This is a genomic window from Sphingobium sp. TomTYG73, assembly GCF_055394245.1.
Genome location: NZ_AP027339.1, coordinates 1,758,554 through 1,772,925, shown reverse-complemented (window position 1 = coordinate 1,772,925; position 14,372 = coordinate 1,758,554). Strand labels below are relative to the sequence as shown.

Annotated in this window: 10 protein-coding genes; 6 read left to right on the top strand and 4 right to left on the bottom strand. The window is 61.6% G+C overall.

Translation table 11 applies throughout. The features are described 5' to 3' along the window. Positions 1–3 precede the first annotated feature (3 nt). The 5 genes from ACZ5TH_RS08890 (at position 4) to ACZ5TH_RS08870 (ending at position 7,543) form a co-directional block, all read left to right on the top strand. Complete coding sequence (locus ACZ5TH_RS08890) at positions 4–1,407, top strand: aldehyde dehydrogenase family protein (protein WP_464793659.1); 1,404 nt, start codon at positions 4–6, stop codon at positions 1,405–1,407. Continuing rightward, positions 1,404–3,035 carry an AMP-binding protein gene (locus ACZ5TH_RS08885; RefSeq protein ID WP_464793658.1) on the top strand — a complete coding sequence of 544 codons (1,632 nt, stop codon included), beginning with the start codon at positions 1,404–1,406 and terminating at the stop codon, positions 3,033–3,035. Before ACZ5TH_RS08890 ends, ACZ5TH_RS08885 begins: the two co-directional genes overlap by 4 nt. Next, complete coding sequence (locus ACZ5TH_RS08880; RefSeq protein WP_464793657.1) at positions 3,025–3,822, top strand: thioesterase family protein; 798 nt, start codon at positions 3,025–3,027, stop codon at positions 3,820–3,822. The genes ACZ5TH_RS08885 and ACZ5TH_RS08880 overlap by 11 nt, the downstream gene beginning before the upstream one ends. A 797-nt stretch (positions 3,823–4,619) precedes the next feature. Further along, positions 4,620–7,040 carry a TonB-dependent receptor gene (locus ACZ5TH_RS08875; RefSeq protein ID WP_464793656.1) on the top strand — a complete coding sequence of 807 codons (2,421 nt, stop codon included), beginning with the start codon at positions 4,620–4,622 and terminating at the stop codon, positions 7,038–7,040. 140 nt (positions 7,041–7,180) lie between these two features. After that, positions 7,181–7,543 (top strand): GlcG/HbpS family heme-binding protein, encoded by a 363-nt coding sequence (locus ACZ5TH_RS08870; RefSeq protein WP_464772618.1) that lies wholly within the window; start codon positions 7,181–7,183, stop codon positions 7,541–7,543. A gap of 52 nt (positions 7,544–7,595) precedes the next feature. Here the strand turns inward: ACZ5TH_RS08870 and glpK are convergent, their stop codons facing one another. Continuing rightward, positions 7,596–9,077, bottom strand: coding sequence for a glycerol kinase GlpK (gene glpK, locus ACZ5TH_RS08865; RefSeq protein ID WP_464793655.1), 1,482 nt, complete (start codon positions 9,075–9,077; stop codon positions 7,596–7,598). 124 nt (positions 9,078–9,201) lie between these two features. Further along, entirely contained in the window at positions 9,202–9,993 is a 792-nt protein-coding gene (locus ACZ5TH_RS08860) for an SDR family NAD(P)-dependent oxidoreductase (protein ID WP_460986524.1), read from the bottom strand. A 210-nt stretch (positions 9,994–10,203) separates the two neighbouring features. Between ACZ5TH_RS08860 and ACZ5TH_RS08855 the strand changes: the two genes are divergently transcribed. Continuing rightward, complete coding sequence (locus ACZ5TH_RS08855; RefSeq protein WP_464793654.1) at positions 10,204–11,844, top strand: FAD-binding protein; 1,641 nt, start codon at positions 10,204–10,206, stop codon at positions 11,842–11,844. 95 nt (positions 11,845–11,939) lie between these two features. Here ACZ5TH_RS08855 and ACZ5TH_RS08850 read toward each other — a convergent pair whose 3' ends face one another. Together ACZ5TH_RS08850 and alr are read right to left on the bottom strand one after the other, a co-directional pair. After that, complete coding sequence (locus tag ACZ5TH_RS08850) at positions 11,940–13,193, bottom strand: D-amino acid dehydrogenase (protein ID WP_464793653.1); 1,254 nt, start codon at positions 13,191–13,193, stop codon at positions 11,940–11,942. Next, complete coding sequence (gene alr, locus ACZ5TH_RS08845) at positions 13,190–14,320, bottom strand: alanine racemase (protein ID WP_464793652.1); 1,131 nt, start codon at positions 14,318–14,320, stop codon at positions 13,190–13,192. Before alr ends, ACZ5TH_RS08850 begins: the two co-directional genes overlap by 4 nt. Positions 14,321–14,372 lie beyond the last annotated feature (52 nt).

Sequence of the window (14,372 nt, the reverse complement as noted above, 5' to 3'; positions counted from 1 at the left end):
ATAATGGCGGACTATAAGCTGCTGATCGGCGGCGAACTGATCGATGGCGACCTCCAGATGGAGGTCGTCAACCCGGCGACGGGCGAGGCGTTCACCACGGTCGCGCGCGCTTCGGCTGCCCAAGCGGATCAGGCGATCGCGGCGGCCAAGGCAGCACAGCCCGGCTGGGCGGCGGTGCCCTATGCCGAGCGGCAGGCGAAGCTGGTCGCGCTGGCCGATGCGGTCGCGGCCAACGGCGCGGAACTGGCGCGACTATTGACGCAGGAACAGGGCAAGCCGCTGCCCGAAGCGCAGGGCGAGGTCGCCTGGACCGAAGGTTTTCTGCGCCATTATGCGACCCTGGAATTGCCGGATCGCGTTATTCAGGATGACGCAGCGGGCTATATCGCCGTCAAGCACAAGCCGCTGGGTGTGGTGGTCGGGATCATCGCCTGGAACTTTCCGCTGCTGGTCGCCTGCTGGAAGATCGGGCCGGCGGTGCTGGCGGGCAATTCCATCGTGCTGAAGCCCGCGCCGACCACGCCCGCCACGGCGCTGGCGCTGGGAGCTTTGTGCAAGGAGATTTTCCCGGCCGGGGTCGTCAATATCATCACCGACGCCAATGATCTGGGGCCGCATCTGACTACCCATCCCGATGTGGCCAAGATCGGCTTCACCGGCTCCACCGCGACCGGCAAGCGCATCGCCGCCAGCAGTGCCGATGGGCTCAAGCGCGTGACGCTGGAACTGGGCGGCAATGATCCGGCAATCATACTGGAAGATGTCGATGTCCGCGAAACGGCGAAAGCGATTTTCGGCAATGCCTTCCTGAATTGCGGACAGGTGTGCCTGGCGGTGAAGCGCGCCTATATCCACGCCGATATTTACGACGCCATGTGCGAGGAACTGGCGGCGCTGGCGCAGGCGGCGATCGTGGGCGACGGGCTGGAGCAGGGCACGCAAATAGGGCCGATCCAAAACGCGATGCAGTTCGAGAAAGTGAAGGGGTTCCTCGACGCCGCCAGATCCGACGGCAAGATCGTGGCAGGGGGACAGGCGATGGAGCGGGCCGGTTATTTCATCGCGCCGACCATCGTGCGCGACGTGACCGACGGCATGACGATCGTGGACGAGGAACAGTTCGGCCCGATCCTGCCGCTGATCAAGTTCGACGATGTGGAGGATGTGATCGCCCGCGCCAACGCGTCCGACTATGGGCTGGGCGGATCGGTCTGGTCCGCTGATGTGGCGCGCGCCGCCGACATCGCGGCGCGGATCGAAAGCGGGCAGGTCTGGGTCAACCAGCATATCGCCATCGGCCCGCACATCCCCATGGCGGGTTTCAAGAATAGCGGGCTGGGCGTTGAACAGGCCGAGGAAGGGCTGGCGGAATACACCCAATTGCAAGTGATCAACATCAAGCGATGAGCGGCCTGTCGATAGCGCGGGGCGCCACCGACGTCCCGCTGCTGGAAACCACCATCGGTCAGGCGCTGCTGAAGGTCGCAGCGGAGCATGGTGACGGCCTCGCGCTGGTGTCGCGACACCAGTCGATCCGCTGGACTTGGGCGCAATTGATTGCACAGGTCGATTCTGTAGCCACTGGGCTGCTGGACCTTGGCATCGGCAAGGGCGACCGCGTCGGCATATGGGCGCCCAATTGCGCTGAATGGACGGTGATCCAGTTCGCGACGGCGCGGATCGGCGCCATCCTCGTCAACATCAATCCGGCCTATCGCGCCAGCGAAGTCGAATATGCACTGAACAAGGTCGGGTGCAGCCTGCTGGTCACCGCGCCCCGATTCAGGAGCAGCGACTATGTGGCGATGCTGCGGGACATCGGGCCGGACCGGCTCCCGGCGCTGCGTCAAGTGGTCGTGCTGGGTGACGAAAGGCAGCAGGACTTGTTGAACTGGTCCGATCTGCATGCGGAGGCCGACCCCGATCGTCTGACCCTGATCGAGGCGACGCTCGACAACAATGATGCGATCAACATCCAGTTCACCAGCGGCACCACCGGCCAGCCCAAGGGCGCGACGCTGACCCATCGCAACGTGCTCAACAATGGCTATTTTTCGGCCCGCACGATGCGTCTCACCGCCGCCGACCGGCTGTGTATTCCGGTGCCGCTCTATCATTGTTTCGGCATGGTGCTGGGCAATATGGCGGCGCTGACCAGCGGCGCGGCGATGATCTATCCCGGTGAAGCCTATGATCCTCGGCTGGTGCTCGACACAGTGCAGGCGGAAGGTTGCACCATGCTGCATGGCGTACCGACCATGTTCATCACCATCTTGAACCAGCCGGATCTGGACGCATTCGACGTATCGACGTTGCGCACCGGCATCATGGCGGGATCGCCCTGCCCGGAAACGGTGATGCGGCAGGTGATGGACCGGCTGAACCTGACCCAGATCACCATCGGCTACGGTATGACCGAAACCAGCCCGCTCACTACCCAGACTGCGACGGATGATCCGTTGGAGGAACGGGTGACCACGGTCGGCCGCGTTCACCCTCATGCGGAGGCGAAGGTCGTCGGCCCCGATGGCGCGATCCTCCCCATCGGCCAGCAGGGCGAATATTGTTCTCGCGGCTATGCCGTGATGCTGGGCTATTGGAACGATCCTGACCGCACTGCGGAGGCGATCGACCCCGACGGTTGGATGCATTCGGGCGACCTGGCGACGATGGACGCGCGTGGCTATGTCCGCATCACCGGCCGCATCAAGGACATGATTATTCGCGGTGGTGAAAATATCTATCCGCGCGAAATAGAAGAATATCTACTTCGTCACCCCGCCGTCGCCGACGCGCAGGTGTTCGGCGTCGCCGACGCGAAATTCGGTGAAGCGGTCTGCGCCTGGATCATCGCCAAGGCTGACGCCACCCTGTCGGAACAGGATATTCAGGACCATTGTCGCGGGCACATCGCGCACTACAAGGTTCCCCGCTACGTGCGCATCGTCGAGCGGTTCGAGATGACTGTGACGGGCAAGGCGCAGAAGTTCGAGATGCGGGCGATCATGGAACGGGAACTGGGTCTTGGGGTCTGAATATAGCGGCCCCCAGGCCTATTTCCTGCGGACGGACGATGGCAGGTTCATGCCCACGAGCCATGTCGGCGGCGCATGGAATGTTGCGGAACAGCATGTTGCGCCAGCGATCGGATTGCTGCTCCATGCGGTGGAAACCGATCATGCCGCGCGACGGGACGATCGATTGCAGGTCGCGCGTCTCTCCTACGACATATGGGGCGTCATCCCGATGGAGGCGGTGCAGATAGAAGTGATCGTGCTGCGGCCAGGCCGTACCATCGAACTGGTCGAGGCCCGGCTCAGCCATGGCGGCCGCCCCGCCATCGTCCTGCGCGCCTGGCTGACGCAGGCCAACGACAGCAGCGCCTTTGCTGCGACCAATTTCCCTACCCTACCGCCGCCCGACACCATAGTCGGCTGGAATCCGTCCAGCCTCTGGGCCGGAGGTTTCATCGCTAGTGTGGAGGTGCGGCGGCAACAGCACGGGCGGGGCCGCGCCCGCTGCTGGGTTCGTTCGCCCTTGGCGCTGCTGGACGGCGAGGATGTGTCGGCGACGGCGCGGGCCATGGGACTGGTCGATATCGCCAACGGCCTTGCGCCGCTGATCTCGCCCCAGGACGCGGCTTTTCCCAATCTCGATCTTACCGCACATCTTCTGCGACCGCCAACGGGAGAATGGATCGGCCTCGACACCTCAGTCTCCGCGAGTCCGCAAGGCCTCGGACTTACACATAGCATTCTTCATGATGAAAGCGGGGCATTTGGTACAGTCTGCCAATGCTTGACGGTGCGCCCTAAAAGGTGATCTGGAATATTGAGGGATATTGCATAGGCTTGGCTGCTCCTGACCTTTAAACCAAATAGCTTACTCTTCAATCGGCGACGCCCGCAGCTTTGATGCTGTTTCTTTATGATCGCTGCAGGTCTGTTAAGCGGCCAGCGTTCTGTTCGTGGGGCTAGGTTTCCAGCAGGCCCCAAGTCCGGTTTTAGGGAGCAGTTTCGAGCGGTCGAATGGCGGCAATGTTCGCGCGTGCTGCCCGGCAGCTTGCCCGTCTCAAACCGGAAGATCGCCAATGACGTGTTGGAATGATGATTCGGTGGGGTTGAGGGAAAAGGCTCGCCCTTGTTACTTCGAGCATGACCACCGCGAGTCCATCTGGTCCAATGTGAGCCTTGCCCGAAATGATCTCCGCAGGCCCCCAGCGCTGAATTTCTTCACCACCGGATGTGACTTTTCCTCCGGCCTCCCTCGATATTCGCAAGTGCAGCAAATCTGCGTTGACGGGGTTGCGCTTCACCGTTTCGCGGTCCTTATTCCTATCCCTCCGATGAGGAAAAATTATCTAGCGCGTGTCAGTCTTTTGGCCCCTTGGGCGCTAGGACGATGTCAGCTGAATTCGGATATCTAATCAACGTAATGCGGATGAAACTCCGCCATATAAAGCGCATTATGCGAAGAAATAACGCCTATATTTGATAAAAAGTTGGTAGGCGGGCCGAAATTTACAAAAATATGACGGCGAGGGTTGCAGGGTTCCTGCGCGATCGTTAGCAGTTGTCAACATTATGGGGCTGGCTTCGGCCAAGAAAAGGAACGCTGTCATGAAACAGGGGAAGAGTCTTTCTGCATTGTTGTGCGGTGCAGCGATGATCGTGCCGACCGCTGCCTGGGCGCAGGATGCGGCCGATGGTGGAGGCGAGATCGTCGTTACGGCGACACGCGAAGCCCGCTCGCTTCAATCAGTGCCTATGAGCGTCAATGTGGCGACCGGCGAGCAGTTGCAGAAGCTGAACATTTTCGACGCCAAGGACGTCCAGCAGCTCGCTCCGGGCCTGGAGATGACCAACACCACGGGCCGTAACAATTCGACGACGCTGCGCGGTATCTCGTTCGATCCCGACCAGGGCACCGATCCGGCGGTCCAGGTCTATTTCAACGAAATTCCGACCGATGCGCAGACGGTTTACACGGCCCTTTACGATATCAAGCAGATCGAAGTGCTGCGCGGTCCCCAAGGCTTGCTGCGCGGTATCTCCGCCCCCGCAGGTGCGATCACCATCTCCACGGCGCGCCCCGGTTTCGATGAGATCGAAGGCTATGCGCAGACTACCGCTACCACGCGTGGGGGCTATAATGTGCAGGGCGGGGTTTCCCTGCCTTTCTCTGACAAGATCGCACTGCGCGTTGCCGCACTGGTCGACGGCAATCGACTGAACAACGTCCGCAATGTCAACACCGGCGAACGGTCGCGCAGCCGCACTGAAAGCGCCCGTTTGACCCTGGGCCTTCGTCCAACGGACAATCTCACTGCCTATATTACCTATCAGTATCTGTATGCGGACAATAGGCAGATGCAGCAGGTCATCGGATCAGGCAACACATCGACTTTCGACGCTGGCGCCTTCCTGGGCGGCGCTCTGGTTCCGAATTCATCAACGCGTTCCGGCCCAGCCCTGGGTGTCGATGACTATGCCGCCGTCGCAGAGGGCACGAGCCGCAATATCAATGAAAGCCACATCGTTAACCTGGCGATTGACTGGGATTTGGGTCCGGCAACATTGTCGTTTGTAGGTGCGCATCAGGATTCACGTCTGAAAGGCCAGCGTGATCTGGATGTCGGCAATGCCGTGCCCAACTACATCTCCAACTCCTTTGGTCCAACTCCCTTCGTATACGATACGGTCGAAATGCGCTTGGCTACGAATAACAAGGATGGCCTGGGCGGAGGCATTGGCGTCTTCTACAGTAAGATTGGGGGAACGACGCGCATCTTTCAGCCCGGCGACAGCTTCATTTTCCCGTTTGAACAGAATGATAGCCTGAACACTCTGGGCGCACTGCCTTATCTGCCCATCGCCACCGAAATTATCGTTCCGGTAGATCGGAGCATTTGGTCGTTCAACGCCAATCTTAACTTTCGGAGGGGCGGCCTGGCAATTGAAGGCGGCCTGCGTTACTCGATCATCAAGTCGGTGAATGTCAGCCGACTGGGTTTGAGCACGCCGGGCAACAGCTTGCTGTGCACTGGCGATCCAATTGTTGATGCTGTGTCGTTTGGCTGCTTACCGGCGTCCTACCCGGCAACGGACATCATTCCGGCCAACCTGCGCAATACGTCTGACAAGCCGATCACGGGCGGTCTGACGATCAGTTACCAGTTGATGCCGTCCATCAATATCTTCGCTTCCTACGGACACTCCTTCCGCGCCGGGAGCGTCAGCCCCGGCCTGCCCGATGGACTGAGCGACGACCTGATCCTGACCCAGCCGGAAAAGACGGATTCGATCGAAGCAGGCGTTAAAGGCAGCTTCGCCGGACGGCGCCTGCATTATGCGGTGTCGGTCTATTATCAGAAGCTCGACAACTTCCTGAACCGTTTCAGCGGCATCTATTATCAGTCCACCGTAGCCGCGCCGCCCACCGGCTTTTTCGATTTCAACTATAATGGCGACGCACGGATCAAGGGGATCGAAGGATCGCTGGACGGCCGGATCACGAGAGACTGGGACTTCGGCGTCAGCGCTGCCTATACTCGCGCCCGTTATCGCAACGCCCTGCTGCCGTGCAACGACTTCGCAGGAACTGGCCGCCCGAACCGGGATGGAGCGGCGACCGTTACGGGGCCGGGCAATGTCAGCTTCTGCGCCAGCAATGGCCGCATCGGCGAGACACCTGATTTCAGCCTGACCGCCAACACGGAAATCCGTTTCCCGATGGACAGCGTTACGCCGTTCCTGCGTGGGTTGCTCACGTACCGGCCTGGGTTCTATTCCGACCGGATCGATTATGATTATCGTAGCCGTGAGATGCTCAACCTGTTCGTTGGTCTTCGTGCCGAGGATAGCAAATGGGAATTCACCTTGTTTGCGAAGAATGTGCTGAACCAGAAGCGGATCGCCAACATCAGCCAGGGTAACGCCGTAGTCGGCACGTCCAGCGGCGTGGACTATGACTCGGGCTACCGCACGGTCAACGTGACCAACCCACGCGAGTTTGGATTGACGGGCAACTTCGAGTTCTAAGATCAAGGCAGGGCCGGTCGGATCACCAACATATGAAGCAGCTTCATAATGATCCGCACCGGCCCCAGCGGCTGGAGTCACGTGTTCGAGTGACGTAGGCGCACTATTTCTTTCCCTCTGGAACCGTTGATGGCCGCGAAATCGGGCTGAAGCCGCTCAGCATCGCTGTCCTGGATGCCGGTTGGCATCTTCTCGCCTTCCAGCGGCAGGATGGGGCATCCACGCTGCGGCCGCAGATTGCCTGCGCCAAGGCTGCGGGTGCGCTCGGCCTTGGTGTTTCGTCGCGCAAGATCGGCGACATGGCAGCCGAACGGCCGACCTTCATCGCGTCGCTCGGGCCGATCGCGCCCCATGGCGTGGTTCCAGCGGCGGGCGGCGTCATCGTCGTCGATGGCACGGGTGTGCCGATCGGCGCGGTGGGGGTGACCGGCGACACGTCGGACAATGACGAAGCCTGCGCGTTGGCGGGGATCAGTGAAGCGGGGCGTCGCGCCCAGGGGTAGGGCGCTTTGCTGGCGCGTCGCTGAGATGGTGGGTGGCCAACATCTGCCTTCCTCAGCGGAAGATGGCCTGGCCAACCGCGCCGCGCCAACCGGCGATAAGCTGATCTCTCTGAATAGCGGGTAGTGTTGGGCTAAACCGCCGGTCGGGCGTTACGCACGACACGGCTTCGGGGAGTGTCGGCCAGACCCCCGTCGCAGCGCCAGCGAGAAAGGCGGCGCCCAGTGCCGTGGTTTCGATGTTGGCGGGCCTGATGATGGTGAGATCCAGTATGTCGGCGAGGAATTGGCACAACCAGTCGTTGGCCACCATTCCACCATCCACCTTGAGCTCGTCAGGCTGCACGGCGCTGTCGAACGCCATGGCGTCCAGCAAGTCCGCGCTCTGGTAAGCGACGCATTCCAGCGCCGCGCGCACGATATGTTCAGGACCCGTGGCGAAGGTCATTCCCGTCAGCATGGCCCTTACATGCGGGTTCCAGTGCGGAGCGCCCAAGCCGACAAAGGCGGGCACCAGATAGACGCCGCCATTATCCGGCAAAGACCGCGCCATGGATTCGGTCTCGGCTGCCGTGGCGACCAGGCCCAGTCTGTCCCGCGTCCACCGGACGGCCGCACCCGCGACGAAGAAAGCGCCTTCGATCGCGTAGCTGACGCTTCCATTGGAATGGCAGGCGACGGTGGACAGCATCCGGTGCTTCGATCGGCAGATCTGCTCTCCCGTGTTCAGCATCGCGAACCCGCCAGTTCCCAGCGTGACCTTTGCGCCGCCCCGGTCCAGGCACCCCTGGCCGATCAACGCGGCCTGTTGATCCCCAACCATTCCCGCAATGGGGAGCGATACGCCCAGGATATTCTTGTCCGATGTCCCGAAGAGGCAATCATTCTCACGCACTTCAGGCAATATCTGCATCGGGATGCCGAACATTCGGCACAGCTTCGGGCACCATGCCATCTTGGCAATGTCGAACAGCAAGGTCCGGCTGGCGTTGGTTGCGTCGGTCGCATGCACCTTTCCCGCTGTCAGGCGCCACAGCAGGAAACAGTCGATGGTCCCAAAGGCCAGTTGCCCCTTTTCCGCGCGGTCGCGCGCACCGGGGATTGTTTCGAGCAGCCAGGCAAGCTTGCTGGCGGTGAAGTAGGAATCGAGCAGAAGGCCGGTGCGGCTGGTGACTTCGGGTTCAAGTCCATCCGCGATGAACCGGCTGCAAAGGTCCGCGCCGCGCCTGTCCTGCCAGACGATGGCCGGATGGATGGGCTGTCCGCTTTCACGGTCCCACAGCAGGCAGGTTTCGCGCTGGTTGGCGATCCCGATGGCGGCGACGTCCAGCCCCGTGCGGTGCGCCTCGTCCAACACCGCACGCGCGGTCGCCACGACGTCGCGCCATATCGCCTCGGGATCATGTTCGACCCATCCGTCGGCGGGATAATATTGTTTCAGGTCGATTTGCGCGGCGCTCCGCACGGTGGCTGTTTCATCGATCAACAGCGATCGGGTGGATGTGGTCCCCTGATCGATGGCGAGCACCGCCTTCATCCTACCCTCCGCCTGCGGTTCATCCCCATGCCGACCATGATCTCACAGAATCTGGATTATTCTACTCCACATTCGCGACTGGGCGTCAGTCGGCGGGCGGGCAGGGGCGATCCATCCTAGCGTCTCAGGGCAGATCGGGCACCCAGTTGACGCCGTTGATGTGACCTCCGCCGTCCACGAACAGCGTGTTGCCGGTGACATAGCGCGCGTCCTCGCTGGCCAGGAACAAGGCTGCGCCGCCAATGTCCTTTTCCGGGTCGCCCATGCGTCCCATCGGATTGGCGCGCTCGGCATCGGCGGCGAGTTCGGGCTGAAGTGCTTTGAAATGGTTGAACGAGGCGGATGCGGCGCCCGGGCAAATGATGTTGGCGCAGATGCCAAAACCGGCCCATTCCCGCGCCACGGTGCGGGTAAGCGTGCGAAGCGCTTCCTTGCCCACATTATAATCGGCAGTCCCCATATGCGCGTTAACGCCGTTCAGGGAACAGAGGCTGATGATCCGCCCCCAGCCATTCGCCTTCATATGAGGAAAGGCGCGCATCATCGCCCATTTGGGACCGAACAGGTTGATGTCGAAGGATTCATGGAAATATTCATCGCCCATCGCTTCGGCGCGGGCAAAGCCCCGGCCGCGATAGGCGTTGTTGACCAATATATCGATGCTGCCGAACTGATCGACAGCCGCATCCACGGCCGCCTCCATCTGAGCGCGATCCGTAACGTCGGTGCGCACGAAGCGCGCCCGGCCGCCCTCCGCGACAATCGCATCTGCCGCAGCCGTTCCCTTGCCTGCATCGAATTCGGCGATGATCACCGCCGCGCCCGCGCGCGCAAAACGTCGAGCGACGCCGAGGCCAATGCCATCGCCCCCGCCCGTTATCACTGCGACCCTTCCGTTCAGCCGATTATCGGACATTCTCACTCTCCTGGAACTTATTGGAAATGTTGGGCGGGGCAGACCTGACGAACAGGCATCAGCGATTATATTGACGCTCCTGTAGAAGTACAGCAGCGCCATTTATCCCTTACGCTTCACTTGCGGCGTCGGATAGCTATAGACGCTGCATGTCGGGAAGCGTCGCTATGCAGCGGAATCCTGGGCAAATACACAAACAGGGGCAAAGCGTTGCGCGATTATCAGGCTGATTTCATTGTCGTGGGAAGTGGGGCAGGTGGCCTGGTCGGTGCGATTGCCGCCAAGTTGAACGGCCTCAATCCGCTGGTAATCGAGAAAACCGACCGTTGGGGCGGGACGAGCGCGCTTTCTGGCGGCGGGGTCTGGATACCCAACAATCCGCTGATGGAGCGGGACGGGGTGGAAGACAGTTTCGAGGCAGCGCTTGCCTATATGGAAGCGACCATCGGAGATGTCGGCCCGGCGAGCAGTAAAGAGCGCAAGGTCGCCTATCTGAATGTTGGTCCGCAGATGGTGCTGGCCCTGGAACAGCAGGGCCTTGGCTGGGTCCGGGCACCAAGATACCCCGACTATCATCAGGATCAGCCGGGCGCGCGCGTGGGCCGGACGCTGGAAGGCGTAAACTTCGACGGCAAAAAGCTGGGCGACTGGCTCAATACGATGCGCAAATCGGAAATGCCATCAATGGTAATGGGCACCGACGACGCGCCCGTGATACCGGTGATGTTGCGGTCGTTAAAGGCGTTCTCCAGGTTCATGGGCATTATCGCGCGCACGGCCGCCTGGCGTGTACGCGGGCGCGAACCGTTGTGCCTGGGCGGGACATTGATGGGGCAGCTGATGGTCATCGTTCAGCGCCTGGGCATACCCGTCCTTCTGGATAGCCCGCTCAAGTCGCTGATCCAGGATGGCGATAAAGTGGTGGGCGTCGTGATCGGCGAGGGGGAGGCCGAACGGCGGATCATGGCGCCGCGCGGCGTGCTGCTGACCACCGGCGGATTCGCGAAGAACAGCGAGTATCGCAGGCAGTTTCAGGATGTCAGCGGCGAGTGGAGCCCGGCTAGCCCCGGCGATACCGGCGATGCGCACCAGATCGGCGCGGAGGTGGGTGCAGAACTCGCCCTGATGGACGCTGCCACATGGTATCCGGTGTCGATCCTGCCGAACGGCACCATCAATGTCGGCATCTGGGAACGCACCTTGCCCGGATCGATCATCGTCGATGCTTCGGGGCAGCGCTACACGAATGAGGCAGCGTCCTATGTCAACGCCGGGCGGGCCATGTTGGACCGTGACAAGACCGTGTCGGCCGTGCCGAGCTGGCTGATCTTCGATGCGCGCTATCGCAGCCGTTATTTCTTCGGGGGCACACCGCCGGGGATGAACGGGGAACTGGTGAAAAACGGCTTTTTCGTCAAGGCGCCGACGCTTGACCAGCTTGCAGCGAAAATCGGGATCGATGCGGCGGGCCTCAACCGGACGGTCGAGCGCGTAAACGCGATGGCGAAGACCGGGCTCGATGAGGATTTCGGTCGTGGCGACAATGTGTACGACCAATATTATGGCGATCCCGGCAATCAGCCGAACCCATCGTTCGGTCCTATCGACAAGGCGCCATTTTACGCAACGCGCTTTTATCCCGGTGACCTCAGCACCAAGGGGGGACTGATGGCCGACGAGCATGCGCGGGTGCTGCGCGCGGATGGCAGCGTCATCGAAGGGCTGTACGCCGCAGGCAATTGCGCTGCCCCGGTCATGGGCAGGACCTATCCTGGTGCAGGCGCTACGTTAGGTCCGGCCATGGTATTCGCCTGGATTGCGGGTCAACACAGCGCAGCGGCGGCTGCGTAAAGCTTGAGCCGGGCCAGCGATCTTTAGGGCAATGGGCGCCGTCGTCGCGTAGATATGCGAGACGACGGCTCCATGTCGTATGCGCCGCGCGAGCGTCAGCGATATCGGGCTATGGAAAGATCGGCCGTTTCGATCGCCGGTCTCCGGTTGGAAATAATGTCCGCGATCACATGTCCGGACCCGCAGGCCATGGTCCAGCCAAGCGTGCCATGGCCGGTGTTCAGATAGAGGTTCGGGATATGCGTAGCGCCGATAACAGGCGTGCCGTCCGGCGTCATGGGACGCAGGCCCGACCAGAAGCTGGCATGGCCAAGATTGCCGGACGCCGGAAATAAGGACTCAACCGAATATTCCAGCGTGTCGCGACGCTTGTCGGGAAGGTTTGTCGAGAAGCCTGAAAGCTCTGCCATGCCGCCCACCCGGATGCGGTCGCCCAGCCGCGTGATGGCAACCTTGAAGCTTTCATCCAGCAGCGTGGAAACAGGGGCGCGTTCCGCATCGGTTATGGGAACGGTTATCGAATAACCCTTCACCGGATAGACTGGCAGCTTGATCCCCAACGGCGCCACCAGCAGCGGCGAGTAACTGCCCAGCGCGACAATGAATGCGTCTGCCTTGATCGGTCCCTTGTCGGTTTCGACATGATCGATCGCGCCTTTATCCGTAACGAGACGCTCAATCTTGTGATCGTGCAGGAAGGTGACGCCCGCGGCCTTCGCCATGACGGCGAGGGCGTTGGTGAACTTGAAGCAGTCCCCCGTTTCGTCATTGGGCAGGCGCAGGCCGCCCACGATCGGCGACTGGCTGTTCGCAAGGCCCGGTTCGGCCGCGATGCAGCCTGCCCGGTCGAGCACTTCGAAGGGAACGCCGTCCGCCTTCAGCACGGCTACGTCCTTGCCGATACCGTCCATCTGCTTCTGTTCGCGAAACAGCTGGAGCGTGCCCCGGGTCCGCTCGTCATAAGCAATGCCCGTTTCGTGGCGGAGCGCGATGAGCTGGTCGCGGCTGAACTCGGCCAGGCGCACCATGCGGCTCTTGTTCACGGCATAGGCCTTTTCCGTGCAGTTGCCGAGCATGGCCACCATCCAGCGCCACATGGCAGCATCGAATGTCGGGCGAAGGATGAGCGGCGCGTGCTGCATGAACAGCCAGCGCAGCGCCTTCATCGGAATGCCCGGCGCAGCCCAGGGTGACGCATAGCCCGGCGAAATCTCTCCGGCGTTGCCGAAGCTGGTTTCAAGGGCCGGGCCGGACTGCCGGTCGATCACGACGACTTCATGGCCCGCTTTGGCGAGATACCAGGCCGAAGTTACGCCGATGACCCCGCTTCCCAGAATGGCGACCTTCATGCTGTCATACTCCGCTTTTGCTCGATGGCCTGCGCGGCGTGATATTCACGGGCGTATCGGTGGCCGAGTTGGGTGAGGATTTCGTAGGAAATGGTGCCCGCGTCGGCCGCGACATCGTCGATCGACTGATGGGGGCCGAGCAGTTCGACTGGCGCGCCGGGATAGAGCAGCATGTCGGGAACGTCCGTCACGTCGAGCGTGATGCTGTCCATCGACACTCTGCCGACGATCGGCACCCTGATATTGCCGATGAAGGCCGCCCCACGGTTGCTGAGATGGCGCGGCCAGCCGTCCGCGTAGCCGACAGGAATGGTTGCGATGTGCGATACGCGCTCTGCCGTGTGGGAGAGGCCATATCCAACGCCCGTTCCAGAAGTGACAGTGCGTAGCTGCGCGATCCGCGCCTCTAGCGAAACGACCGGGCGCATGGGATTGAGCCCGTTCTGCGGCGCCCCGCCGTAAAGCGCGATCCCGGCGCGCACGACCTCATAATGAGGGTGATCGAGGAAACTGCCGCCGCTATTGTCCAGCGAACGCGGCACATCGGGGAAGTGGCGGGCAAAGTCGTTGAAGGCCACGACCTGCTTGTCATTGAAGGCGGAAGACGGGTCGTCGGCGCAGGCAAGGTGGCTCATGATGAGCACGAGGTCGATGCCGTTCAGGAGCGATCGGTCAGCGAGGATCGCCTTCGCTTCGTCCGGGGAAAGGCCGAGCCGTGACATGCCACTGTCGACCTGAAGCGCTGCGAGAAGGGGGCGGCCCGTTGCCTGCGCTAGGCCGGACCAGCGCCTGATCTGATCGAGGGAATTGAGGACGGGCGTCGCGCCCGCGTCCAGGCACTGCCGTTCGGCTCCGGGCTGGAGGCCATTCAGCACGAAAAGCTGGACCGGGTCGGGGAGGTCAGGTTTGAGCGCCAGGGCCTCGTTCAGTTGCGCCACGAAGAAATGGCGGCAACCCGCTTCCAGCAAGGCGGACGCTACCGCCGAAGCGCCAGTGCCATAGGCATCAGCCTTCACCACGCCAGCCACCTCCGCAGGTGCCACGCGGCGCGCGATGATGCGGTAGTTTTCCACAAGGGCGTCCAAGTCGATGCGTAACACCGCGCCCGCGCAATCCAGCGATCCCATTTAGCGATCCCCCTCATGCATTTTGTAGAGGGGGAATTGTGCCTTTTTCTCC

Coding starts and splice junctions, on each gene's coding strand:
- ACZ5TH_RS08890 (WP_464793659.1), top strand. CDS start 4: ATGGCGGACTATAAGCTGCTGATCGGCGGCGAACTGATCGATGGCGAC.
- ACZ5TH_RS08885 (WP_464793658.1), top strand. CDS start 1,404: ATGAGCGGCCTGTCGATAGCGCGGGGCGCCACCGACGTCCCGCTGCTG.
- ACZ5TH_RS08875 (WP_464793656.1), top strand. CDS start 4,620: ATGAAACAGGGGAAGAGTCTTTCTGCATTGTTGTGCGGTGCAGCGATG.
- glpK (WP_464793655.1), bottom strand. CDS start 9,077: ATGAAGGCGGTGCTCGCCATCGATCAGGGGACCACATCCACCCGATCG.
- ACZ5TH_RS08860 (WP_460986524.1), bottom strand. CDS start 9,993: ATGTCCGATAATCGGCTGAACGGAAGGGTCGCAGTGATAACGGGCGGG.
- ACZ5TH_RS08850 (WP_464793653.1), bottom strand. CDS start 13,193: ATGAAGGTCGCCATTCTGGGAAGCGGGGTCATCGGCGTAACTTCGGCC.
- alr (WP_464793652.1), bottom strand. CDS start 14,320: ATGGGATCGCTGGATTGCGCGGGCGCGGTGTTACGCATCGACTTGGAC.